Source organism: Methanocella conradii HZ254 (assembly GCF_000251105.1).
Lineage (GTDB): Archaea > Halobacteriota > Methanocellia > Methanocellales > Methanocellaceae > Methanocella > Methanocella conradii.
On sequence record NC_017034.1, the window covers coordinates 1306066 to 1329414 of the forward strand.

A 23349-nucleotide genomic window follows, 5' to 3' on the forward strand; every position below is an offset into this window, starting at 1 on the left:
TTAATCGCCCTTTTTCTTTGACAGCCTCTCGTTCACGGCGGCGAGCATGAGGGGCAGGGCGATGGTAGCGTCGCATATCACCTGGACAGCCTCGGCATTCTCCCCAACCTTACCCCAGCTTCTCGCCTCATCAAGCGTGGCCCCCGATAGCCCGCCAGTCTCTGCCCTATCCATGGTTATCTGGATGACGTAATCGTATCCGCCGCGCGGCGTCACCAGCATGCACTGTAACACGTAGTTCTTGGGCACCCCGCCCCCTATTAATATCGCTCCTGTGCGCTTCGCATCATAGCACCTATCGATAAGCTCGCGCATGTCCTTGAAGGCGTCCACTCGCAGCCTGCTCGTCTGAGTGTAAAGCCAGGCCTGAAGCCCTATGATAGAGTCCTGGACCGCCGGGCAGTAGACCGGAACCCCCATCTCGTACGCGCTCCTCAGAATGGAGCGCTTATCATCGAGGCTCTTCCCTATCTCACGCATGAGGTCGCTAATAGAGTACACTTTATTCTCATCCATGCCCCTGTAGACTTCCTGAAGCTTACTCTCAAGGCTTGTGAAGTACTCCTCGTTCAGGAATACGTCGTAAATCCTGTTGATGTGCTGGCCCTTAAGCGCAATGTCGTCCGCGTTTTCCGAGCCTTTTGCATGGTATCCGCCCGTCGCCTCTATGATGTCGTGTACCATGTTGGCCCCCGTGGTGACGAGAACGTCGATGTAGCCCCCCCTTATCATGTCTGAAATGACGTTTCGCATCCCTGCCGGCACCATGGCGCCTGACAGGCCGAAAAACTTCGTGACGTCATCTGCCTGCATCTTTTCGAGTATGTCGCAGGCCTTCGCAATCCGGCCGGCTCCGAAGGCGCAGCCATCGAGCTGCCGTATGAGCTCGTCCACGGTCATCGTTCCGCGGACCTCAGCATGCCTTATCCTGTTTTCCATCATCTTCAGCCTCGCCCACATATGCTTCTGAGCATTATCAATTTTCCCTTATCAATTTTATTAAGGCTGAAGGAGGACTTTGCTTCGCTCTTTACTAGAGCCCCTTTTCAGTCTTTAGATGTAGAAGATGTGGTGTTTAACCATCCATTATCTAATAGAACCACTCTATTCTCAGAAAGCTACCGCAACATTTATATGTGGTGAATGCCTGCATTTTAAACCGAAATCATCTTATAATCATATGGAGAATTCGCAAATGGCAGATTTCAAGTTAGTAGTTTCCGACCCTAAGACCGCGAAGGCTTACAACATAGATGTCACCGGCCCCAGGACTGCGAAGCTCGTTGGCAAGGCAATCGGAGCGGAAGTCGATGGCGAGGCCGTCGGCCTGACGGGATACACGCTGGTAATCACAGGCGGGTCCGACAAGGATGGCGTACCCATGAGAAAAGACCTTCCAGGCCAGGGAAGGAGAAGGGTCCTGGTCGCGGGCGGCGTAGGATATCACCCGAAGTCGGACGGCATGAGGAAGAGAAAAACCCTCAGGGGCAATGAGATCTCGGGCGACCTGGTACAGGTGAACGCCGTCGTCAAGTCATACGGCCCTAAGCCACTCGAGGAACTGGTGCCGAAGACAGAAGGCGCTGGCAAGAAGAAGAAAGAAGAGAAAAAGAAGGCTGCCGCCGAGGCTAAGAAGTAAGCCGGACCTTTAACCCTGCTTTTTTATCCCGGACCTTCTCCAGGCAGACTCCAGCTCCTCGATCTCGTCGAAGTGTGAGGGCAGTATGACGATGCCATCGAGGTCCTTTAATATTTTCAGCGTTATCCACTCCAGGTGCCTGCTGACGATCCTTTCCCGCGTCTCGATATCCACGCTGTCGTCAATATGCATGTCGATGAGACGCTTCCTTAATATCCGCCGTACCACCCGTGACACCTCGTTGATGCTCTCGGCGTTTTTGAACTCCTCGGTCTCCACGACCAGCCTTATCAATTCCACATCGCTTTGGACCTGCGTCATATGCCTCCGCATAATTGCCATTCAGCCAGGCGATTTTTTTATATTTAATGGTTTATCTTCGATAAACCACATATTATATAGGACTAATATCGGTATTTGCGCCATTCCCTTATAAAAATCGTGCTTGATAGCTATCGCATTCACGATGCATGTGTAGCCGGTTTTTTATCGGATTGTGCTCCACTACTTCTATACCTTGTGGCCATAACCTAAATTCGACCACTAACTGCATAATCTCCATATAAAACACATAATATTCGTTTTTTTATATAATAATATATTAATTGATGCTTACTATATCATCTTTTAACAATTGAGGAGGGTAGTTATGAGTAAAATGATAAGGTATGGACTTCTAGTTTTGCTGGCCGTAGCTCTGGTAGCACTGCCCGCATACGCTAACCTCGTTCCGACGACCTTCGGTTTCCCGGTGATCGTCCAGAACGGCTCGACGTGTGCCTTCAACCAGGACACCGCTACAGCGACCGACTTCGAAAACATAAGCATCCAGTTTCCGGTGCACTTTGATGATGTAGGCCTTGGCGCATCCACGCTCTCGGCTGTCCTTGGCGGTGGGGAGAACGGTGGAGGGAATAACCAGGTAGACGAGGCTGCTGTCGAAGGCCTGCTGGGCAATGGCCTTGACTTAAAAGCTACCGCTAACGTTTTGCCGTTCGGCCCGGTGAACCTGGCGTTTCCTGACATCAGCCAGACCGTTAACCAGACTCAGACCGTGACGCACTGCGACTTCGCCCAGACCAACGAGTTCGCCGAGTTCGCGTACCCGTTCGTCGGAGTAGGCCCGGTCGCCCTGCCAGGCTTCGGCTTCGGATGGTAATCACAGGCAAAAGGTAAATGGTAGGAGATCCGCTCTCCTGCCAAATAATTTTTTAACATTTTTTATCGGAGCTTTTATTAATTATCCGCTAATTTATATAATAATATATTAATTGATGCTTACTATATCATCTTTTAACAATTGAGGAGGGTAGTTATGAGTAAAATGATAAGGTATGGACTTCTAGTTTTGCTGGCCGTAGCTCTGGTAGCACTGCCCGCATACGCTAACCTCGTTCCGACGACCTTCGGTTTCCCGGTGATCGTCCAGAACGGCTCGACGTGTGCCTTCAACCAGGACACCGCTACAGCGACCGACTTCGAAAACATAAGCATCAAGTTCCCTGCATACTTTGATGATGTCAACTTTGGCCCGAGTGTGGTCTCGGCTGTCCTTGGCGGTGGAGGGAATAACCAGGTAGACGAGGCTGCTGTCGAAGGCCTGCTGGGCAATGGCCTTGACTTAAAAGCTACCGCTAACGTTTTGCCGTTCGGCCCGGTGAACCTGGCGTTTCCTGACATCAGCCAGACCGTTAACCAGACTCAGACCGTGACGCACTGCGACTTCGCCCAGACCAACGAGTTCGCCGAGTTCGCGTACCCGTTCGTCGGAGTAGGCCCGGTCGCCCTGCCAGGCTTCGGCTTCGGATGGTAATCACAGGCAAAAGGTAAATGGTAGGAGATAACTTATCCTACCTTATCATATTTTAAGCTCCTGCGCTTATCGATGCAAGGGCAAGTAATATCCGCTTTTTATCATAATAATATATTAATCGACGCTTGCGCTAATTTTAATAAAGGAGGGTAGATAAGATGAGATTGATATGGCCATTGATTTCGTTGGCTTTACTAGCCACGGTCTTTATTCCTACAGCCAGCGCCAGCCTGGCGCCAATATCCTATGGCTTCCCGACCATGATCCAGAGCGGGACGACCACTGCGTTTAACAGGGATTTCGGGACCGCGTGGGACCTGGAAAGCGTTAATTTTTCGCCTTTTAGCGGCTTTGGCAGGCCATCCTTCGGCTTTGGCAGCATTTTCAGCCCCGTGGTCAGCCAGAGCGCCGTCCAGGGGCAGCTTACGACCCAGTGCGAGTTCGCACAAAGCACGCAGTTCACGGCGTTTTCTTATCCCATGGTGGATACCAGCCTGGGTTTTGCCGGGTTTGGCTTCTGGCCGTGATCAAGACAGGCTTTCCTGCCTTTTTAGCATTTATTTAACGATATTTTACGTTAACTTCACTTTTAATTGGTTTTAACCTGCGATTATTTGCTTTTCTGAGAGCCAATCATTTAATAAATATCCGCGGTAAAGCCCTATGGTTAAGGAGGGTGGATATCAAATGAGAATTTCAATTGCCATTTTAACGTTTGCGGCAGCCATTTCGCTCTTTATTTCCGGGGCAGGCGCGTCTCTCGCGCCGGCCTCGTTCGGCTTTCCAACGATCGTCCAGATGGCAAATAGCGTAGCATGGAGCCAGGACACTGCGAACGCCCTCAGGTATGAGGACGTAAGCATAGATTTCGGCGGAGGGGTGCCCTTCGGCCCGGTGAGCCTGGCGTTCCCATCCATACATCAGACGTCTCTAGAGTGCCAGTCCATGACTCATACAGACTTCGCGCAGACCAGCGAGTATGCCGCATTCGCTTATCCCTTCGTGGGCGTTGGCTCATATGGCCTGCCTGTGCCCGGCCTGGCGTGATGGCTTAAAGGCGAGGCTCGATGCCATCACTTTTTTGTATCCTCTCCATGGTGGGCCGCAGGGCCATAAAGCTACGGAGAGCGTACCGATAATGCTGCATTAAATTGCATCAGCCGGCCAAATATTCGTTAATAAATACACTAATATATTAATCAATGGCTTTAAATAGATACATTTAATGAGGAGGGTAGTCATAATGGTGAATAAACTAGCAGTGGTACTTTTTGCGGTCCTGGTCATTGCCATGCTGATGTTTCAGTCATATGCGTCGCTGGTCCCGATGTCGTGGGGCTTCCCGACGCTTGTCCAAAACCAGTCATTAACGGATTTCGAGAACAGCTTCGCATTTTCCAACGACTTCGAAAGCTCGAACATCTCATTCCCGACCATCGCTAGCACGGGTTCAATAGCGGCGTTGAGCGCTTTCCCCACGATAAACCAGACGTCGAGCATTACCAATCTGCTCTCTCAGTGTAAATTCATGAACCAGCAGCAGAGCATGCAATTCGCCTATCCGTGGATAAGCATAGGTTTCTCGCCGGTACCATCCATGGGCTTCCTCTGATAAGAGGAACCCTTCTCAATACTTTTAAATGGCGATGATTTTTTAATGGCAAACTGCCCAAATAATCGTATTTATAAATACTAATATATTAATTAAAGGCTGGTATATCCATTATTAAGAGGAGGGTAGTTAATATGGTGAAAAGAATCGCGTTATTGGCTATAGTTCTACTGGCATTTACGGCGCTATCTCATCCCGTATGTGCCCACCTAGTCCCTATATCATGGGGGTTCCCCGTCTTCATCCAGAATAATTCGCTGACCGGCCTGCAGACCCAAATGCAGGCTGCCAGCGATGTAGAAAACGTAAACATCGGGTTCAATGGGGCAGGGTTCGGCAGCTTGTTCGGCGGGGCATTCCCGAACATAGGGCAGTTCTCGCATCAGAATGCTCTGGCGACAAGCCTGGGCTTCGCCGATCAGCGGCAGAGCACGACCTTCGCGTATCCCTATCTAAGCATCGGGGGTGCGCCTGTACCCGGGATGGGTTTCCTGTAGGAATGAAGGCGGCCCTGTGGCCGCACGTAAATTTTTTGCCAAGCACGCCATATGGTTAGCCAATAATATCAATGTTCAGACCGGCATGACATAACTATGTTATTTTATACGGTTAATGTGATAAAATAATCGAAAACGGTACGATTTCGTTTTTATAAACGCTAATATATTTATTATCGTTTCCTCTATTTAGTGAATGTCAAGTAGGGGGGATTGTATGAGTATCAAAAAAATAGCCGTACTATCGATGCTGGTCGTTATGCTCATTGCGTCCAACATACCGGCATCATTTGCTCAAGGCGTTGAAAAGGCCGGGGCGACTGCAAATGTGGCTGTAGCACAGTCAGCCGCTATAGGGTTCGGCCCGTTTGGCGGATTCGGTTTCCCGTTCAACTGGGGATTTACACCTTTAGGAGTTGGGTCTTTCCCGTTTAACTGGGCGATTGGCGGTGGCTGGGGGCCATTCCCGTTCCTGGCATGGAACAAGTTCAGCCCTGGATTCTTCGGGATTACGGGCAGGTTCCCGTTTAGCCCATGTTTCCTGGGTGGCTGCGGCATATACCAATCGCTGCCGTTCATAATCGGCAGCGAGCTTGGCGGGCGCCCTGTCCTGGGATGGGATGTGGCGCCCTGGGCTTTTGGCCTGCAGAGCTGCGTGAGAAGCCTGCCGCTGTACTTCAACGCGCATGGGTTCGGGTTCCCGAAGAGCCTGGGTAACTGGAAATTCTGCCTTACGCCGCCAGTCTGTCCTGCGCCGATACCGGCGATCGCGCCGGTTGCAAGCCTGCCTGTTGCAGGGATCGGTGCGGGGATCGGTAAAGGCATATCTAAAGCGGCCGTCGGCCAGGCGGTGCCGTTCATAATCGGCAGCGAGCTTGGCGGGCGCCCTGTCCTGGGATGGGATGTGGCGCCCTGGGCTTTTGGCCTGCAGAGCTGCGTGAGAAGCCTGCCGCTGTACTTCAACGCGCACGGGTTCGGGTTCCCGTTCTCGCTGGGTAACTACAGGATCGGCTTTATACCGTCTATCTGCTGAATTATATATACGGCGTACGTCAGAACAGGTAGGATGGCAGAAATTGAGGAAATTTTCCCCTTTTTATTCTATTTTTAAAATTTTTTCCTGAGTTAACAGGCCTATAGTATTTAGCATAAATACGAAATAGTAATTGATTTTCTGTTTTTTATTTATAATAAATGATTTATTTTAATTTGAGAATGTATATGTTGTAGGAGGAATGAGATGGACTATAAGAAAGTGGCCATATTCGTTCTTCTCGTGTTAGCAGTCCTCGCCCTCGCTTTGCCAGCGGCCGGCTGGTGGGGCGGCTGGGGCTGGGGATGGCCCTGGTGGGGCAGCTGGGGCTGCGGTCTCGGCTGGGGTGGCTGCTGGTGGTAATCCGGCGGCAAAACTTCTGAAACCACTTCTGCAATAAGCTACACGAGAACAAAATTGCATCGCTTCATAGTAGGCATGCAAACGCCTACTATGCTATTTCTTAAAAATAATATACTGGAAACCGCTGAGGACTTTTCGAACAAAAAGGTTCTCGTCCCGCATGCTATATCGTTGAATCTGTAAACTATTTTTTTATTATTATGTGTAATATTCGATTTTGTAGGGGGGAATGATTTGAACTTCGAGACCATAAAATGGAAATTAAAAACGCTAAATGTGAAGCACGTAGTTCTTTTCGTTCTTCTCGTGTTGGCTTTGCTCGAGCTGGCCATTCCTGCCGTATCAGCATGGTGGGGCGGCTGGGGCTGGGGCGGCTGGTGGCGGCCCTGGTGGGGCGGCTGGGGCGGCTGGGGCTGGGGCGGCTGGTGGCGGCCCTGGTGGGGCGGCTGGTGGTGGTAGACCACACAATGCCCGGCTATGCCCGGCTATGACGCTACACGGGAAACGAAAACTAGCCCTTTGATGGTAGGCGTATATGGCGCCTACTGTCTTTTTTACCTGTTTAGCCATAAAATTCGCTTATTAATTTACTAATATATATAAAATCGTTAGGTGAACTTATACATATAATTGAGGAGGGTATATAATGGATAGGGTTAGAGTACTGGCGTTCATGGCGGCTTTTCTGCTCGTCACCAGCCTCGCGGCGCCTGCGGGCGCACGGTTTATAGGGACGGCCGTCGCTTTTGATAGGCATTTTGGCGATACCATAGATATTAACGTCAACCCTGTTGTCGCAGGGCTGAGCGATACAGCTTTTGGCATGGCGGGCTTGAACATGGGAGTTACGTGGGGCGTTGACGTCGACCTCGGCACTATGGCAGGCTATCCTTATGGCTATGGCGGGCTGGGCGCCGTTACAACAGGTGGCCTGGGCTGTTCTGTTGGCCTGTCCATGGATGAGGCACACGGCTCCGGTTTTAATGGCGCGGAGTTTGGCATCCCGCTAGCAGAGCAGGGGGTTACGACCACTCACTTCGGGCAGGTTTGGAGTGCCCAGAATCAGCTTGATAATACGAATGCTATCCTTCCGTTTGCGGGCTTTCCCGTGATGTGAGGGGTGGCTTGCATCATCTTTTAATTAGAGATTAAAAGCAAAGTCCTCCTTTAGCCTTAAATAAAAGAACCATCTGACTGACCATCCTTTAAAGCTTATAATGCCAACATGATTTTTATGATCGATAATCGACAAGTATAAATTCAACATAGCAAGTTCAACCAAAATCACGCTTAGTTTTACCGTTCAATCCATAGGTAAAGGTTATACTGTCGTACCCGAGATTATCAACAGGGTGAGTATATGGCGGATTTAAAGGACCCAGGAAGAGTAGAGGGGGGAAAAAAAGCAGCACGAACCGCCAAGCTGCGATATGGCGACGATTTCCATCGAGAGATAGGCGCAAAGGGAGGGCGCAGCACGGCAATGCGGCATGGCGGGCACTTCTACGAGGAGATTGGGAGAAAAGGGGGAAGGAGCTAGCTCTATATGGAAAGAAAAACGCTCATATTCATCATAGTACTGGCCATAATACTCTTATTAATATTATTATGCGTCAAAATCATAGAGCAAAAGAAAAACGCCTCCCCCACGCCTTCTATCACTATTGAGCCTTTCAGGATGCCGCTGCCCATGATGAACCACAGTTTAAAAAAGATACAGGCACCATCATATACGCCTAAAGCACCGTCTTCATGATGGACACGGCTTTTTGAAGGTTAGGAATAGATGTGGCATAGCACAGCCTTATGAAGCCCCTGCCATGCTCGCCGAACGAGGAGCCGGGCGTCGTTATGACGCCTTTCTTTAATAATTCCATGACCTTCTCCTGCTCATCTCCCACGTATGGGAAGGCATAAAAGGCGCCCTGAGGCTTGACACATTGCACGCCCATATCGTGTAGCTCCTTAATGAGATAATCTCTCCTGCGCCGGAACTCGTCCCTCATGGCGGCAACGCAATCCTGGGGGCCTGTTAGCGCCGCAAGGGCGGCCCTCTGCGATATGGAGCACGCGCAGGCCTGCACGTATTGGTGAACCTTAATAGTTTGATCTATATACTCGGGGCGGGCGGCCAGGTACCCCACCCTCCAGCCGGTCATCGCATAAGTCTTAGAAGAGGCATTTATGGTTATGACGTTATCCGCGTATTTAGCGGGGCTGTCGTGCACGCCATCGTAGATAAAGTGCTCGTACACCTCGTCCGATATGACCGTCACGCCCTTATCCTTAGCTATCTCGGCGATCGCCCTGACCTCTTCTGGCGTCTGTACCGCCCCTGTCGGGTTTGAGGGCGAGTTCAGGATTATTGCCCTCGTATTTTTTGTGATGTATTTTTTAATGGTCTCGGGGTCATATCTGAGATTTTCGTCCAGCGGAACGGGCACTGGCCTGGCGTCGGCCATGATAGTTAGAGCAACATACGATACGAAGCCAGGATCGGGAATAAGCACCTCATCACCTTTGCCGCACAGCGCCTCAATCGCTATGTGAAGGGCTTCGCTTGCCCCGGACGTCACGATAATCTCCTCCGGTGAATAGTCCAGGCCATTCTCCTTCTTGAACTTCATGGCTATGGCCTCCCTCAGCTCCGGCATGCCCATGTTCGCCGTATATCCGGTGAAGCCCTCCTCGATCGCCTTGATGGCTTCAGCCTTAATATGCCCTGGCGTGTCGAAGTCCGGCTGCCCCAGGCCGAGGTTGATGGCGCCCGGCCCGGCGCCCTCGAACATCTTTCGTATACCTGAGATGTTAATGCAGGTTACCCTCTTATCGAATTTGACGGTCATGGTAATGCCTCTCGATAGGAGATTCGCCCATCCACAAATATACCTTTCGCCGGCTATCGCAAAAATGATATGATGGAGGCGATATACGCGCTTGAACGATGCCGTACGAAGTGTCTGTAGTCAGGTGTGAAACATATGATGAGGCCGAGGTCAGAAAAGCGGTCGAAGAAGGCCTGGCACCATTAGGAGGGCTGGGCAGCGTCGTCAAAAAGGGGGACCGGGTGCTCATTAAGCTTAACCTGTTGGCCGCTAAGCCTCCTGAAGCGGCCGTCACGACGCACCCTGCGCTCGCTAAAGCCGTGGTGAACATGATAAAGGAGCTTGGGGCGATACCCATGGTGGGCGACTCGCCGGGCGGAAGGAGCACGATGGCATCTTATAAAGCGTTGCTTAAGGCGACGGGCATCCAGCAGATGGCCGATGAGACCGGCTGTACTATCGTGCGGTTTGACGGCGAGGTAGCAGACATAAATGCCGAAAGCGCCAGGACGTACAAAAAACTCAAAATCGCAAAAGCGGTAACAGAGGCGGAAGTAATCATAAGCCTGCCCAAGATGAAGACGCACACTTTAACGTATTTCACGGGGGCAGTAAAGATGCTCTACGGATACCTTCCCGGCATGACAAAGGCCGAGTATCACCTTCACACGGCGAGAGACGTAGGAATGTTCGCAGAGCTTCTGCTGGACCTGTACGAGGCGAGGAGGCCCGACTTGAGCATAATGGACGCCATCGTGGGCATGGAAGGGGCAGGGCCGCAACATGGGTCCCCGCGCAGGATTGGCCTGGTCATGGCCAGCAAGAGCTGTACTGCGCTTGACTATGTGGCCGCCACGATAGCTGGGTTCGACCCAATGAGCGTACCGACGATAAAAAAGGCATATGAAAGGAACATTGGGCCGGCAGACCTGAAAGACATCCAGGTCTACGGGGAAAAGGTGGAGCCGCTCATCATCAAGGACTTTAAAAAGCCTCATACGATGCAGCTAAACCGTATACCCCCATTCCTTCTTAACAGCTTGCGCCGTTTCGTATCAGACAGGCCGTGCATCGACCCTGCAAAGTGCAGGATGTGCGGCGCCTGTGCAAGGGACTGCCCGCCGAAGGCGATAAGATTCGTAAAAGGCAAGACCCCATCCATAGACCACAATAAATGTATCCGCTGCTACTGCTGCCAGGAGCTATGTCCTGAAGGAGCCGTTTACGTCTCAAGGCCGTTCGCCCGCAGGCTTATATAAGTAAATTCACGTCGTCTCTACCGCCATATAGGAGAGAGATGCAAGCTCCTTTCCGAAGTCGATACAGACGGCACGGTTGACCTTGCGCCAGGGCCCCTTTGCGCTGTCAAACGAAGTCATTTTTACCACCTTGCCCCGACAAGCGCCCTTAAGCTCCTCGAGGTACTTTCTCACCATGAAGTTCCTCATGCCGAATATGCCCGCGAAGCATACGATGAATAGCGCCACCTTCTTATTGCTTAAGCCCTTCCACCCTAAGAAATTCAATATGCTTTCCATAGGCTTATCATTATACATAGGAGTCCCAACGGTAATGAGGTCGTAGTCTAGCGACCTGACCTCCTCTGGCTTGCAAACGTCAACCTGTGCGCCTTTTGACACGGCGCCCTCCCTTATCCACTGGACGATCTCGGCTGAAGAGCCGCCCTTAGAGTCAAAAACGATGAGAATTCGTCCCATATTCCCTCTTTCAACTTCAAATCATCTCTAATTACGCATATCTTTATGAACTTTCTAGTCGGTTTTCTTTAATAAGATGCTAAAATGCGCTAATAAAATGGATGTGTACGCCATGAAGCGTTTGTTTGATTAAGCCTCTAAGTCTAAGAGGGCGCTATGGCTTAGAGGCTTAAAGCCATTCTCTATCTTACTTTTCGATTATGGTCTCTTCTATCTTCATCCCAAAGTGCCGGCCGGCGTCTTCCACGCGGACAAGGACTTTATCCCCGGGCTTAAGCCTCGTCACGGGTATCGAGCTGCCATCGCTCCCTACGAGCTTTATAGTCTCGGCGTTCTGAAGGATTGCGGAGACCTTTTTGCCGCCTGCCTCCGCCTCCACGTACAGGAGCGGCCTGCGCTCGATCTTCACACGGCCAATGGTCGCCTTCCTGGCGTCCCCATCTTTATCAACGATGAGGGCGCCATCGCCGCTGGCAAGCTCAGAAAGGTAGCGAGTCTTCTCGTCGACGAGCACGTACTCATGCACGGCGCCCGCGTTTACGCGGAAAGGCCTGCTCGCCACGTAGGGGCTCTCCTCGGCCTCGGATTGTACCAGGAACAGGCCGCCCGACTGGTTGCCGACGAGCATGCCCTCGCCGGGCTTCATCAAGGAGCAGGTATCAATGCAAACCCTGTCGCCAATGCCCGCCTCCTTCACCGCCGTCACGGTAGCAGTAGCCAGGGCCACCTTCTGCCTCCTTGAAGTTACGGCCTTCGCTATATCCCTCACCTTAAGCGGGTCATCCGTGCTTATCAAAATGCCGTCAGCGCCTTTTTCCAGCGTCTGAAGCGCAACTGACGCCTCGCCCACGTTCTCGGCCTTTGCGATGATCTTCACGGGCGAGCCCTGCAGCTCAGCTATCAGGTTCTCCAGAGGGATGACTTTCCAGTCCTTGCCCTCTATGATGAGGTAATCGGAGGCCTTGCCGAGCTTCACGGCAAGCCTCTCGTATTCCTTGCCCTCGAGCCGCACAAACGCGGCGGTGGCCTTGCCCACGCCCTTAAGCTTCTTCACCGCTGCGAGGTCCGCAGAGTCCTCTAGCCTTTTCGGCAGGGGGGTGGTGCCATCGCCCTCGGAGCCGATGCCCACCAGCATGACATCTGCGTTCTCATCAGTAGAGACTATCTTTATTCGGCCAAGCTCTCTAGCCTTATCAGCCTGGTCGGCCCCCGCCAGCACGGCATCTGCCCCGGCTTCAAGGGCGGCCGTCACCTCTTCCTTTGCCTTACTCCATGGAAATTCATGTACGTCGACCCAGACAAGCTTATTCATCTCTTAAGCTCCTCGAAGGCCTCTGAAGCAGTCCACTTTTCATGGACGATACGGGAGATAGCCCTCGTTATATGGGTTGGGGATTTATGTTGAAATACATTTCTACCTATTGCAGCCCCCTTCGCTCCTGCGCTCATGGCTCCTTCTATCATCTCTAACAGCTCGATATCAGACCCCATCTTTGGGCCGCCAGCGATGATAATTGGCACGGGGCACCCCTTTACCACCTGCTTAAAACTGTCCGGGTCGCCGGTATAGTTGGTCTTGATGATATCGGCGCCGAGCTCGGCGCCAACTCTAGCCGCGTGTGCCACCACTAGCGGGTCATGCTGGTTCTTTATAGACGACCCTCTGGGATACATCATGGCTATCAATGGTATGCCCCAGAATGCGCAGCGCTCTGCGACACTTCCCAGTATGCCGAGCTGTGCGCTCTCGGTATCGCTGCCCACGTTGATGTGGACGCTCACCGCGTCTGCCCCCATTTTCATGCACTCCTCTACCGTGCATACCTGTACCTTGTTGTTCGGGTCTGGCGATAGCGAGGTTGAGGCGCTCATGTGGACGATGAGGCCAATATCCTTGCCATATCCACGATGCCCGTATGGTACCATGCCCTTTTGCATTAACACGGCGTTTGCGCCGCCTTCTGCTACCTTTTCGACTGTATCCGCGAGGTCCGTTATCCCCTCGACCGGCCCTATAGATATGCCGTGGTCCAGGGGGATAATCAGGCTGTTCCCGCTTTTTCTGTCCTTGATCCTCTCTATTCTTATTCTCTTGCCAATCGTCATCATGGTTGACACCGTGCTAGTATGTGTCATACTAGCACGGTTAAATAGATAAAGGTATCGGTCTTTTCTACGAAACTAGAAAACAATGGTCGAGCGTGTCGTTCGTTCTGCCCTGAAGGGGCAAACAGGCTTGGGGGGAGGGTCAGCCGAGGGGGGCGTAGCGAAGCCCCCATTTAGCCTCAGAAAAAGAAATACTATCTACCCGACCATCATTTATTTTTAAATTACGCCCACTGGCCCCATCATTCTCTTCTTGGCGGCTTTAAGGGCTTCTATGGCTGGCATGGGCTTGCCTCCCAGGAAGTCTATGGCGGCGCCGCCCCCTGTGGAGAGGTGCGTAATCTTATCCCCGATGCCCATCTCTTCCACCGCTGCGGCGCTGTGGCCCCCGCCCACCACTGAAAACCTGGCCTTAGTGGCCGCCATAAGGATATCCCTTGTGCCGGTGGCGAACTCCTGGCTCTCGAAGATGCCCGCCGGCCCATTTAGTATAACCTTATCAGCATGCCGTATGATATCTGAGAAACTCGCTATGGTCTCATGGCCTATGTCCGATATCAGGTAGTCGGTAGGAAGCTGCTTCACGTTAACCTCGACCCGCTTTCCATCCTTGTTGACGGCCACGTCGCAGGGCATGGCAATCATTTCGCCGAACTGCCGTAACAACTCCTTTGCTCTAGGAATTTCGCCTGAGAGCCCGCTCTTATCCAGGAAGCCCATGTTGGGCTTGCCGATGTCCAGCCCCCTAGCCGCCAGGAACACACTTGCGACGACGCCGGTGACAAGCACCCTCGTGGCAATCTTCTTTTCTAGCACGTTTCTAATGACGCTGATGCTGTCGTCCACCTTGGCCCCACCTAAAACGTACACAACTTCGCCGCCGCCCTTTAGCGCCTCGGTGAGCGAGTCTATCTCCTTCTGCATTAGCCTGCCCGCCCCGGACGGCAGCACAGGGGTAAAGCCGACAAGCGAACACTGGGAACGATGGGAAGCGCCGAAGGCGTCGTTCAAAAAGACCTGGGCAAACGGCGCCAGCTTCTTGACCATGATGGCCTTAGCGGCCTCATGGGGGGCCAACTCCAGCACCTCCTCGGAGTAGAACCTAACGTTCTCCAGCATGACAACTTCCCCTGCCTCGGCCTCTACGATAGCCGTCTTCGCATGCGAGCCGAAAATATCGTCAACATAGCGCACGTTCTGCTTGATATACCGCTGCAATAGCCTGGCGTGCTCCTCCATCGTGGTGAAGTCCTTCTTCCCCGGCCTGCTCTGGTGGGCCAGGATGACTACCTTAGAGTCCTCAAGCTCCTTGATAGTGGGCGCGCTCTCCCTGATACGCTTATCATCCAGAATCTTGCCATCCGGGCCGATCGGGGAGTTAAACTCCGCCCTTAGCAATACCGTCTTTCCATCCAGCTCAAAATCATCCATCGTACAATAGTCGCGTTCCATACGCTCTACATCCCATGCGCATACAGACGATTGTAATTTATATTGCCCCATAATAAATGCTCCGATAAGCTTTATTTATAGGGCGGGGTATATGCCGCTTTATCATGAGGACGATTGGGCGACAGGGCGAGAAGCTGGCGGTCGTTTCGCTATTTTTGTTTATGCTTTTTATAGGGTATTTTTGGCCTTTTCAGGTCAGCCTTGACGACGTGAGAGCACACCTTCCTGCCTTTATAGACAGAGAGGTGCAGAGCGTTCTTGACCGGCTCCCTCCTGATAAGAGCGAGAAACTCAGGCTCCCGCTGCCCGAGGTCAAGTACCAGTGCGACTTCTATTATGACCGCGTAGTGAGCACGGGCGAGTACAACGCCACGTTTTGGATATCGAATAATACGGATAAGGATGACAAGTTTGTGGCAGACATATTTGCAGGTGAGCTTATCATGGGGATGACCACCCGCGTCTCTACTGAGGGCGGTGACTGGGCGAACGCCCCCGACCCCATAAGCATGATGACGCACACCAATGATATATATAAGACGAACGATGCCGCTCATGCTTATGAGCTTGCTAAGCTGGAGAAGGCTGACTACGTCTTCGTGCCGTATCGGGGACTCTATACGGGGTGGTGGCTGCCCAAGGAAGAGGTTAACTATGCCAAGTTTAACGATAGCCGGTACTTCGAGCCCGTCTTCGTGGATGATAACGTGACGGTATACAGGATAAAATAATGGTCGAAATGGTTTTTATATAAAGATGTATAACTTGATTGTCTGTATCACTATGAACCGGCCGTTTGATGAAAAGACGCTCTCCAGGATGACCATGTTCGGGCTTACCGAGTACGAGGCCCGGGTTTACTTGACCCTTATAGTGAAGGGGGGGCTTGAGGCCAGCAAGGTCTCGAAGTATGCAGACATACCAAGGCCACACACGTACTCGGTCTTGAAGGCTTTGCAGATGCGGGGGCTCGTCACCGTGATACCCGAGGCGGTTAACCGCTACAGGGCGGTGCCGCTGGACGAGGGACTGGACCTGCTCATGGAGGAGCAGGAAAAACAGCTTTCCATACTAAAGCAGGCGAGGGAGGAGATCCTTTCGGAGGTTAAGCCTAAGGAGGCCATACCCGCTAACCATCAGTCCATAGTCTTATTATATTATGGCCGGCAGAACGTGTATAAGCTAGTGGACGAGATGTTCTCCAGGTGCTGCCGGGAGTGCGACATCATGACCACAGCCAACGGCATCGTGAGGTTCTACAAGTATTTTAGCGATAAGGCCTCCGAGTTCAGGAATAAGGACATGCGGGTGCGGTTTATCGCTCCCGTGACGCCGCAGGTCGAGGATATCGCCCTTAGGCTTTCAAGCCTCGTTGAGATGAGGCATATTGACCGCCTGCCATATATCCGTGTAGTCTTGATAGACGAGAGCGAGGTGCTGTTCGCCGAGTTCATCGATGACGACTATAAGGCCACAGGGAAGGAGACAGGCATCTGGATAAACCAGGCGGAACTGGCAAAGATGATGAAGACCATGTTTGAGAATACGTGGCAGAACACTGTGCCGTTCCCGCTGGAAAAGCATTAAAATTATTTTGGCATGGGGAGCGAGAGGGGCATGCTCTCCATAAGCATGGCGGCGTTCATCGCCTTCTTTATAGACTCCACGGTATCCAGCCGCACGCCAGCCCTCCTGGCGATATCCTGATCAGGGAGGCCGTGCCTTATGCCACACAGGATGCCATCAAGCTTTTCATAGGGTACTCCGATGGCCACCACGTTAGGCATGCCCATGCCAAGCAGGTCGCCAGAAGAGGGCTTATTAACGATATGCTCGGGCACCCCAATATGTCTTGCCAGCCTCTGGATCTGAGTCTTATAGAGGTGCTTTAGGATGGATATGTCGCTCGCCCCGTCGCCATACTTATCGTAAAACCCGATGCTCCACTCGGACAGGTCTGTGGTGCCGACGACCAGGTAATTATTCAGGATGGCATTAAAGTATAAGACCATCATGCGCGTCCTCGTCTTGGCGGTGGCGAAGGCGTGCAGCCGGTTCGCCACCGGCAGCGGGACCGCCGTAGCGCCTGACGTCGGGCTATAAATGCTGCTGAACTGCTCCGCGAATGGCGACTCCTTGCCGGTGAGCCTGCGGATGCGCTCCACCGCCCTCTCCATGGCCGGCCTGTCCGACGCCTCCTCGTGGGATAGCAGGCCATAAGCGCCCAGGCTTTCCAGGATTGGAGAAATATCTATCTTCTTATATTGTATACCAAGCTGTTTCGCCAGCCCCACCGCATCCTCAATATTCCTGGGGCTCGAATCGCGTTCGGGCAATATCAGCCCCATGACCTTATCCTTGCCCAGCGCCTCAACGCACAGGAAAGCCACCGTCGAGGAGTCCAGCCCGCCCGAAAGCCCGATGAGCGCCCCGTCTTTCCTGAAATTCTTAACCTCATTCCGTACGAACTCGACGATATCGTGCCTTGCCTTTTCCACGTCAAGCGCCAGGTATTCTTCAAGGCCTATCTTTCCCTTTTCCTCGCCCATCATATATATCAAAAACGACTTGCATGCCAAATTAATGGCTTTATCCACCGGACGCATCAAAATTCATGCCGAAATTCCATAAAAACCATATTGTAAAAAATATGGGGCATAGCCCCTTTTAATTTTTACTTCGGCACAAGCACGGTGTCTATGCCCTGGATGACCCCATTCTTAGCCTGGATGTCCGGCTTCACGATCTTAGCGCCATCTATCATGATGGAGCCGTCTTTAGCCTTGGTCACCTTCAGCCTCTTGCCGTCGAGCGTGCTGACCGTCCCCATCTTCACGAGCTGATCGGTAGTATATTTACCGGATATGACGTGATTCTTAACGACCCCTGTCAGCTTAGGCTTATCCTTTGCCAGGCTCTCCATAGTACCAGCGGGCAGCTTGTTGAACGCTTCATCCGTGGGGGCGAGTATAGTATATGGGCCGCCCGTGGAAAGCGCTGTATCATAGTTTGTGGCCTTAACCGCCCCGACGAGCTTCGAGAACGAGCCCGCATCCACGGCAGCGTCAAAAAGGCTCTTCTGCGCCTGCGCCAGCGCAGGCGCCGCAACGCACGCTAAAAGCGCCGATGCCAGGATTATTACTAATATTCTTCTCAATCCGACCATCTCCCTCAAAATACAAACAATGGAGGGCCTTATATATTCTCACGAAAATCACCGGCAAGGCCGCTAAACGCGCCGAAGAGTCTAATGGTGAAATGAAAAGGCGTCCTTGCCATACGTGGAGGCGGAGGCGAAAGCCCATTTCCATACATAAGCCTTATAAACTAATAATTAAAATGTATGGGTGAATTTGCCATAGGTGACCTACCAAATGATGCGAAGATACGAGGAAATGCCTAAGATCAAGCTGCCGCACGCGAAGGACATCAAGATAAGCGACACCACGATAAGGGACGGGTGCCAGATGCCTGGCATCGTCATGAAAAAGTCGCACAAGCTGAAGATTTTCGAGTACCTGCATGACATGGGCGTCGAGAAGCTGGAGACGTTCGTGTATAATGACAGGGACAAGGAGGCGTGCAGGGCCATGCTTGACTACAGCTACGAGTATCCGGAGGTCACCGGCTGGGCCCGGGCGAACCCCGCGGACATCGACGAGGTGCTCAAGGTGGGCGGCATCAGGGAGACGGGCATCCTGATGTCGATCTCCGATTCCCACATTTTCGATAAGATGGGCCTGAAGAGCTACGAGGAGGCGGAGGAAAAGTACCTTAACGCCCTCCAGTACGCCGTGGATCATGGCCTGAAGACGAGGTGCCACATCGAGGATACCTCGAGGGCCAACTATGCTTTCGTCTATCCTTTCATCAAGAAGTGTATCGAGATTGACCCGCACACTATTATTAGGGTGTGCGACACCCTGGGGTATGGCGTGCCCTTCCCGGAAGAGCCAGAGCCGTATGGCATCCCTATCGTGGTTAAAAAGCTGAAGGAGATGGGCGTCAAGCACATAGAGATGCACATCCACGACGACTACGGTCTCGGGGTGGCGAACACCCTTGCCGGCCTGTGGTATGGCGCAGACTGGGCGAACCTCACGTTTTTAGGCATAGGGGAGCGCGCCGGCAACTCCGAGCTTGAGAAAATCCTGGCCTTTTTAATCACAAGGGTCGAGGGGTTCGACAAGTATGACCTGAGGAAGGTTACCGAGTTCGCCCAGTACATGGAGGACGAGATAGGCTTGAGGGTCCCCAGGAATAAGGCCATAGTCGGTAAGAATATTTTCTCGCACGAGTCGGGCATCCATACGGCCGGCATAATAAAGAATCCCTTCACGTATGAGCCTTTCCCGCCAGAGCTGGTTGGGGGTAAGCGGAACCTGATGATTGGCCAGACGTCGGGCACAGAAATAGTAAGGCTAAAGGCCGAGGAGGCGCTGGCAGAGCTGCTCGGCATAAAGGTGCAGGTCGAAAAATCGGACCCGAGGGTGAAGGCCATCCACAAGGAGATCCAGCGGATGTACGACGCAGAGGAGAGGCGCTCCTCCGTCTCCGACGAGGAGATGAAGGACTACGTCAGGAAGTATTTCCTCTATAACGTGGATGGCTGTGAGGAGGACTCACAGGATAAGAGGACGAAGAAAGCCCCGAACCCCGCGTTGCTGAACCCCGAGTTTCTGCCCCTGGACGCTCCGCCGCTCGACGCGGCCTCGCTGATGAAAAAAGCTAAAAGTAAAGGCGAGACTGGCCAGGATAAATGAAGTATCTGGCTTTAATCCCTAAGCAGCGCCCTGGCATCCACGGCGATTGCGCCCTTCTCATAGGCCAATACGGGGTTCATGTCCAGCTCCAGGATGCCCTCCTCGTCCATCATGAGCCTTGAGGTGTTAACGATGACGTCGGCCAGGGCGTCAAGGTCCACTCCTTTTCTGCCCCTCACGCCCTTGAGGATGGGATAGCCTTTTATCTCCCCCATCATATCAAGAGCCATTGGCCTGTCTACTGGCGCCACCCTTAAGGATACGTCTTTGAATACTTCCACGAATATTCCGCCAAGGCCGAAGAGCACGGTAGGCCCGAACTGGGGGTCCCTCTTGGCGCCCACTATGACCTCGGTGCCCGGGTCCGCCATGGCCTCCACTATGAGGCGGGCATCAGGGTCGATGCCCCTGGCTTTCTTAAGGATGCGGGCTCCCGCATCCAGCACCTCACCAGGGTTACAGATGTTAAGCTCCACCAATCCAAGGTCGCTCTTATGGGTAATCTTACTGGAGAGCGCCTTCACGGCCACGGGAAAGCCGATGTGCCTCGCCTTCTCGGCGGCCTCCTCAGCGCTGCTGGCGCCATAGCCCTCGTTAACGGGTATGCCATATTTTGCCAGGAGGGCTTTCGCCTCCAGCTCGCTCATCATCTTCTTGCCTCCTTACGGTACTCGTCATACTTTATGAGCGACCAGAGGGCCTCCGCCGCCCTCTCCGGCACGGGGTAATAGGGCACCTTATTCTTGCGAAACATGCTTGCCACGGCGCTCACCTCCCTGCCGCCCATCCAGCAGGCAACCACGGGCTTGGGGTACTTCTCCTTAATGGTGTCTATGACCGCCTTCGCAGGCTCCGCCGCGCTCGTAAACCCGGCATGGGCGTATATGACCATCACGCAATCTATATCCTTATCCTCCACGAGCATCTTCAGCGCCTCCCTGTAGAGGTCGTAGTCGGACTTGGCCACCGTGTCTATGGGGTTCTTCACCGAGGCAAAGGCCGGGAGAAGCCTCGCAATGCCAGCCTTCGTGTGCTTCTTAAGCTCGGGCACTTTCATGCCGCGGCGCTCGCAGGCATCGCTCGCCATTATGGCTGCGCCGCCGCCATTGGAGAGTATCGCCACCCTGTTGCCCTTAGCCCTCGGCTGGGTGGAGAGCGCCATCGCGGCGTCGAACATCTCCTCCACCCCCTCCACCCGTATGACCCCGCATTGCCTGAAAGCCGCATCGTAGACCATGTCAGAGCCAGCCAGGCTACCCGTATGTGACGCCGCCGCCCTCGCCCCCGCCTGGCTCACCCCGGCCTTTATGGCGAGCTTCGGCTTCCTGACCTTTTTAGCGGCCTCCATGAACCGCCTGCCATCCTTCAGCCCCTCGATGTACATGGCAATGGTCCAGGTATTCTCGTCGCCCTCAAAATACTCTAAAAGGTCCGCCTCGGAGACGTCCGCCTTATTTCCAGTGCTTACAACGCAGTTCATGCCAAGGCTCGACCCTATCGCCCAGTCTACGAGCGAGAGCCCCAGCGCCCCGCTCTGGCTTATAAAGGATATCCAGCCCTTCGGGGGCATCTTGGGCACAATGCTCGCGTTCAAAGAAATGCTGTTATTCACGAAGCCCATCGTGTTCGGGCCTAGCATACGCATGCCATAATGAGCCGCCCTCTCCTTCAGCTCCTGCTCGAGCGCCGCCCCCTCAGGCCCGACCTCGCTGAACCCGGCGGTTATGACGCAGAGCGCCCCAACCTTTTTAGCGCCGCACTCCTCCACCACCTTTAAGACAGTCGACGCTGGAACAATAACGATACCGAGGTCCACCTCGCCCGGAATATCCCCAACGCATGGATAACACCTAAAGCCGTCTATCTCCGCTGCAGAGGGGTTAACGGGATAAACCCTGCCCCTATATCCATTACTCACGATATTATGGAAAACCTTGTAGCCCCACTTTGAAGGGTCGCGAGAGGCGCCTATCACTGCGATGCTCTCAGGCCTTAAAAGCTTATTAAGCGAGCTTTCGGGAATGCTCTCACCATGATAACATCAAATTCCAAAGCTAAAAAGAGTTCCCTCTCATTGCCTCCATTAGCTCTTTAACATTTAATGGCTTCAGCGCAGGCTTTTTATTGAAAAAGGCGCAATGCTCGAGGTATATTTCGGCCACCTTTGGAATGCGCAGGCCCGCGCCATTCATGAGGCCTCTATCATAAAAGATGTCACGGGGCGGGCCCTCGGCGATAATACAGCCTTTTTTTAGGATACATACCCTGTCAGCGAGCCTGGCCGCCAGGTCAACGTCGTGGGTGGCCAGCACCACGCTTATGCCACGCTTCTCTTTTAGGTCGATTATCACGCGCTCGACGAGGCCGCTATGGAAGGGGTCAAGGTCAGACGTGGGCTCATCCATGGCGATGACCTTCGGCCTCATGGCCAGCACGCCAGCGATGGCGACGAGCCGCTTTTGCCCCCCGGAAAGATATGCGGGAACCTTGTCAAGCACGCCCTCAACGCCCACGCTCTCAAGCGCCTCCATGGCCATCCTCTTTGCCTCCTGCAGGCCCACGCCCATATTAAGGGGGCCGAACATGACGTCGTCGAGCACGGTGGGGGCGAAAAGCTGGTCATCGGGCCTCTGAAAGACGATGCCGACGTGGCGCCATATATCCTTTTTTCCGCCGCCGTTCACCTCCTCGCCCATGACGTACACCTTCCCGGAGGACGGCACAAGAAGCCCGTTCAGGTGCTCAAGAAGGGTCGACTTGCCCGACGCATTGCCACCGCACACCGCGACCACCTCGCTAGCGCGGACGCGAAAGCACATGTTATGAATGCCCACGCTACCATCGGGGTAGACGTGGGTGACGCAGTCAACGTGGACTATGTCATCGCTACTTCTCTCAGCGCATTGTACACTATCATGAAGCATGGCCAATATAACATTGCCATCAAGGGCTAAAAACGTTTATAGCATTGCAGAAGAAACTTGAATCGAAATGCTGATAGAAGCGCAAAAGAAATTCAAGGGCATACCCCTGAGGGCTCATCACCTATTATGCATATTAGGATTTCAGGGCATCGGCTACACCGCTGGCTTCATCAGAAACTTCCAGAAGGTCAAGCGCATGGTCGAGCAGCACCCGGAGCTTGAAATAGAGGTGGTGGACTCCTGCGACGTAATCTGCATCGCCTGCCCTAACATGCAGTCGGGCGAATGCTACAGGAGCGGCTTGAAGTATAACCAGAAGGTCAAGGATATTGACCATCGGGTGATGGAAAGGCTGGGCATAAAGCCAGGAAGCCGCTTTAAGGCATCCGAGCTTTACGGCCTTATAAAGGAGAAGATAAAGCCCGAAGACATACAGGAGATATGTAGAGGGTGTGAATGGCTAGACCTCGGCTTTTGTCCCAGGGGGTTAGCCAGCCTAGCGGGCAAAGAACAGCAGGTAAACGATGATGAGGTAGCCCAATACCATCATGCCCAGCGAAAGATACCATAAAATTCTAAATATTAATGAGCGGCCCTCCGGCGT

The 23349-nt window shown here is 53.0% G+C and carries 30 protein-coding genes; 18 read left to right on the forward strand and 12 right to left on the reverse strand.

What is annotated here, in order from left to right:
• Positions 1–960 carry a deoxyhypusine synthase gene (locus MTC_RS06800; protein WP_014405956.1) on the reverse strand — a complete coding sequence of 320 codons (960 nt, stop codon included), beginning with the start codon at positions 958–960 and terminating at the stop codon, positions 1–3.
• A 235-nt stretch (positions 961–1195) separates the two neighbouring features.
• Here MTC_RS06800 and MTC_RS06805 point away from each other — a divergent pair, with 235 nt between their 5' ends.
• On the forward strand, positions 1196–1639 hold the full coding sequence (locus MTC_RS06805; protein ID WP_014405957.1) for a 30S ribosomal protein S6e: 444 nt from the start codon (positions 1196–1198) through the stop codon (positions 1637–1639).
• Positions 1640–1648: 9 nt separating this feature from the next.
• Here the strand turns inward: MTC_RS06805 and MTC_RS06810 are convergent, their stop codons facing one another.
• Positions 1649–1960 carry a hypothetical protein gene (locus tag MTC_RS06810; RefSeq protein WP_014405958.1) on the reverse strand — a complete coding sequence of 104 codons (312 nt, stop codon included), beginning with the start codon at positions 1958–1960 and terminating at the stop codon, positions 1649–1651.
• A gap of 328 nt (positions 1961–2288) precedes the next feature.
• Between MTC_RS06810 and MTC_RS06815 the strand changes: the two genes are divergently transcribed.
• The 12 genes from MTC_RS06815 (at position 2289) to MTC_RS06860 (ending at position 8713) form a co-directional block, all read left to right on the forward strand.
• Positions 2289–2798: a hypothetical protein gene (locus MTC_RS06815; RefSeq protein ID WP_014405959.1), complete on the forward strand. Its 510-nt coding sequence runs from the start codon at positions 2289–2291 to the stop codon at positions 2796–2798.
• A 156-nt stretch (positions 2799–2954) separates the two neighbouring features.
• Positions 2955–3452, forward strand: coding sequence for a hypothetical protein (locus MTC_RS06820; protein WP_014405960.1), 498 nt, complete (start codon positions 2955–2957; stop codon positions 3450–3452).
• A 158-nt stretch (positions 3453–3610) separates the two neighbouring features.
• Complete coding sequence (locus MTC_RS06825; RefSeq protein WP_014405961.1) at positions 3611–3979, forward strand: hypothetical protein; 369 nt, start codon at positions 3611–3613, stop codon at positions 3977–3979.
• Positions 3980–4139: 160 nt separating this feature from the next.
• Positions 4140–4499, forward strand: coding sequence for a hypothetical protein (locus MTC_RS06830; RefSeq protein WP_014405962.1), 360 nt, complete (start codon positions 4140–4142; stop codon positions 4497–4499).
• A 178-nt stretch (positions 4500–4677) separates the two neighbouring features.
• Positions 4678–5064 carry a hypothetical protein gene (locus tag MTC_RS06835; protein WP_143767099.1) on the forward strand — a complete coding sequence of 129 codons (387 nt, stop codon included), beginning with the start codon at positions 4678–4680 and terminating at the stop codon, positions 5062–5064.
• A 155-nt stretch (positions 5065–5219) separates the two neighbouring features.
• Positions 5220–5561, forward strand: coding sequence for a hypothetical protein (locus MTC_RS06840; RefSeq protein WP_237705869.1), 342 nt, complete (start codon positions 5220–5222; stop codon positions 5559–5561).
• A 217-nt stretch (positions 5562–5778) separates the two neighbouring features.
• Positions 5779–6594, forward strand: coding sequence for a hypothetical protein (locus tag MTC_RS06845; protein ID WP_014405965.1), 816 nt, complete (start codon positions 5779–5781; stop codon positions 6592–6594).
• 207 nt (positions 6595–6801) lie between these two features.
• Positions 6802–6957 carry a hypothetical protein gene (locus MTC_RS13475; protein ID WP_014405966.1) on the forward strand — a complete coding sequence of 52 codons (156 nt, stop codon included), beginning with the start codon at positions 6802–6804 and terminating at the stop codon, positions 6955–6957.
• 276 nt (positions 6958–7233) lie between these two features.
• On the forward strand, positions 7234–7416 hold the full coding sequence (locus MTC_RS13075; RefSeq protein WP_143767100.1) for a hypothetical protein: 183 nt from the start codon (positions 7234–7236) through the stop codon (positions 7414–7416).
• 187 nt (positions 7417–7603) lie between these two features.
• The gene (locus MTC_RS06850) at positions 7604–8074 is read left to right on the forward strand and encodes a hypothetical protein (protein WP_014405968.1); all 471 of its coding nucleotides are present in this window, start codon (positions 7604–7606) and stop codon (positions 8072–8074) included.
• 243 nt (positions 8075–8317) lie between these two features.
• On the forward strand, positions 8318–8497 hold the full coding sequence (locus tag MTC_RS06855) for a hypothetical protein (RefSeq protein WP_048189128.1): 180 nt from the start codon (positions 8318–8320) through the stop codon (positions 8495–8497).
• Positions 8498–8503: 6 nt separating this feature from the next.
• On the forward strand, positions 8504–8713 hold the full coding sequence (locus tag MTC_RS06860; RefSeq protein WP_014405969.1) for a hypothetical protein: 210 nt from the start codon (positions 8504–8506) through the stop codon (positions 8711–8713).
• Here the strand turns inward: MTC_RS06860 and MTC_RS06865 are convergent.
• Positions 8694–9803: a pyridoxal phosphate-dependent aminotransferase gene (locus MTC_RS06865; RefSeq protein WP_014405970.1), complete on the reverse strand. Its 1110-nt coding sequence runs from the start codon at positions 9801–9803 to the stop codon at positions 8694–8696. The genes MTC_RS06860 and MTC_RS06865 overlap by 20 nt on opposite strands.
• Positions 9804–9901: 98 nt before the next feature.
• On the opposite strand from MTC_RS06865, the gene MTC_RS06870 reads away from it, so the two are divergent.
• Positions 9902–11041, forward strand: a complete 1140-nt coding sequence (locus MTC_RS06870) for a DUF362 domain-containing protein (protein ID WP_014405971.1) — start codon at positions 9902–9904, stop codon at positions 11039–11041.
• Positions 11042–11047: 6 nt separating this feature from the next.
• Here the strand turns inward: MTC_RS06870 and MTC_RS06875 are convergent, their stop codons facing one another.
• The 4 genes from MTC_RS06875 to MTC_RS06890 all read right to left on the reverse strand — a co-directional run bounded on the left by MTC_RS06875 (position 11048) and on the right by MTC_RS06890 (position 15058).
• Positions 11048–11500 carry a flavodoxin domain-containing protein gene (locus MTC_RS06875; RefSeq protein ID WP_014405972.1) on the reverse strand — a complete coding sequence of 151 codons (453 nt, stop codon included), beginning with the start codon at positions 11498–11500 and terminating at the stop codon, positions 11048–11050.
• A gap of 187 nt (positions 11501–11687) precedes the next feature.
• Entirely contained in the window at positions 11688–12812 is a 1125-nt protein-coding gene (locus MTC_RS06880; RefSeq protein WP_014405973.1) for a 3-dehydroquinate synthase II, read from the reverse strand.
• Positions 12809–13609 (reverse strand): 2-amino-3,7-dideoxy-D-threo-hept-6-ulosonate synthase, encoded by an 801-nt coding sequence (locus MTC_RS06885; RefSeq protein ID WP_048189130.1) that lies wholly within the window; start codon positions 13607–13609, stop codon positions 12809–12811. The genes MTC_RS06880 and MTC_RS06885 overlap by 4 nt, the downstream gene beginning before the upstream one ends.
• Before the next feature lie 216 nt (positions 13610–13825).
• Positions 13826–15058, reverse strand: coding sequence for a phosphoglycerate kinase (locus MTC_RS06890; protein WP_014405975.1), 1233 nt, complete (start codon positions 15056–15058; stop codon positions 13826–13828).
• A 104-nt stretch (positions 15059–15162) separates the two neighbouring features.
• Here MTC_RS06890 and MTC_RS06895 point away from each other — a divergent pair, with 104 nt between their 5' ends.
• Positions 15163–15789 carry a hypothetical protein gene (locus MTC_RS06895; protein ID WP_014405976.1) on the forward strand — a complete coding sequence of 209 codons (627 nt, stop codon included), beginning with the start codon at positions 15163–15165 and terminating at the stop codon, positions 15787–15789.
• Positions 15790–15814: 25 nt separating this feature from the next.
• Positions 15815–16645 (forward strand): TrmB family transcriptional regulator, encoded by an 831-nt coding sequence (locus tag MTC_RS06900; protein WP_014405977.1) that lies wholly within the window; start codon positions 15815–15817, stop codon positions 16643–16645.
• A 2-nt stretch (positions 16646–16647) separates the two neighbouring features.
• Here MTC_RS06900 and nadE read toward each other — a convergent pair whose 3' ends face one another.
• Entirely contained in the window at positions 16648–17610 is a 963-nt protein-coding gene (nadE, locus tag MTC_RS06905) for an NAD(+) synthase (protein ID WP_237705871.1), read from the reverse strand.
• A gap of 122 nt (positions 17611–17732) precedes the next feature.
• On the reverse strand, positions 17733–18224 hold the full coding sequence (locus MTC_RS06910) for a fasciclin domain-containing protein (RefSeq protein WP_014405979.1): 492 nt from the start codon (positions 18222–18224) through the stop codon (positions 17733–17735).
• Positions 18225–18432: 208 nt separating this feature from the next.
• Between MTC_RS06910 and MTC_RS06915 the strand changes: the two genes are divergently transcribed.
• On the forward strand, positions 18433–19821 hold the full coding sequence (locus MTC_RS06915) for a LeuA family protein (RefSeq protein WP_014405980.1): 1389 nt from the start codon (positions 18433–18435) through the stop codon (positions 19819–19821).
• Between the two features lie 11 nt (positions 19822–19832).
• On the opposite strand, the gene MTC_RS06920 is transcribed toward MTC_RS06915, so the two are convergent.
• From MTC_RS06920 to MTC_RS06930, 3 genes are all read right to left on the reverse strand, one after another.
• On the reverse strand, positions 19833–20471 hold the full coding sequence (locus MTC_RS06920) for an acetate--CoA ligase family protein (protein WP_014405981.1): 639 nt from the start codon (positions 20469–20471) through the stop codon (positions 19833–19835).
• Positions 20468–21796, reverse strand: coding sequence for an acetate--CoA ligase family protein (locus MTC_RS06925; RefSeq protein WP_237705872.1), 1329 nt, complete (start codon positions 21794–21796; stop codon positions 20468–20470). The genes MTC_RS06920 and MTC_RS06925 overlap by 4 nt, the downstream gene beginning before the upstream one ends.
• A 79-nt stretch (positions 21797–21875) precedes the next feature.
• Complete coding sequence (locus tag MTC_RS06930) at positions 21876–22745, reverse strand: energy-coupling factor ABC transporter ATP-binding protein (RefSeq protein WP_014405983.1); 870 nt, start codon at positions 22743–22745, stop codon at positions 21876–21878.
• A 67-nt stretch (positions 22746–22812) separates the two neighbouring features.
• Between MTC_RS06930 and MTC_RS06935 the strand changes: the two genes are divergently transcribed.
• Positions 22813–23316: a DUF1284 domain-containing protein gene (locus MTC_RS06935; protein ID WP_014405984.1), complete on the forward strand. Its 504-nt coding sequence runs from the start codon at positions 22813–22815 to the stop codon at positions 23314–23316.
• Positions 23317–23349: the final 33 nt, after the last annotated feature.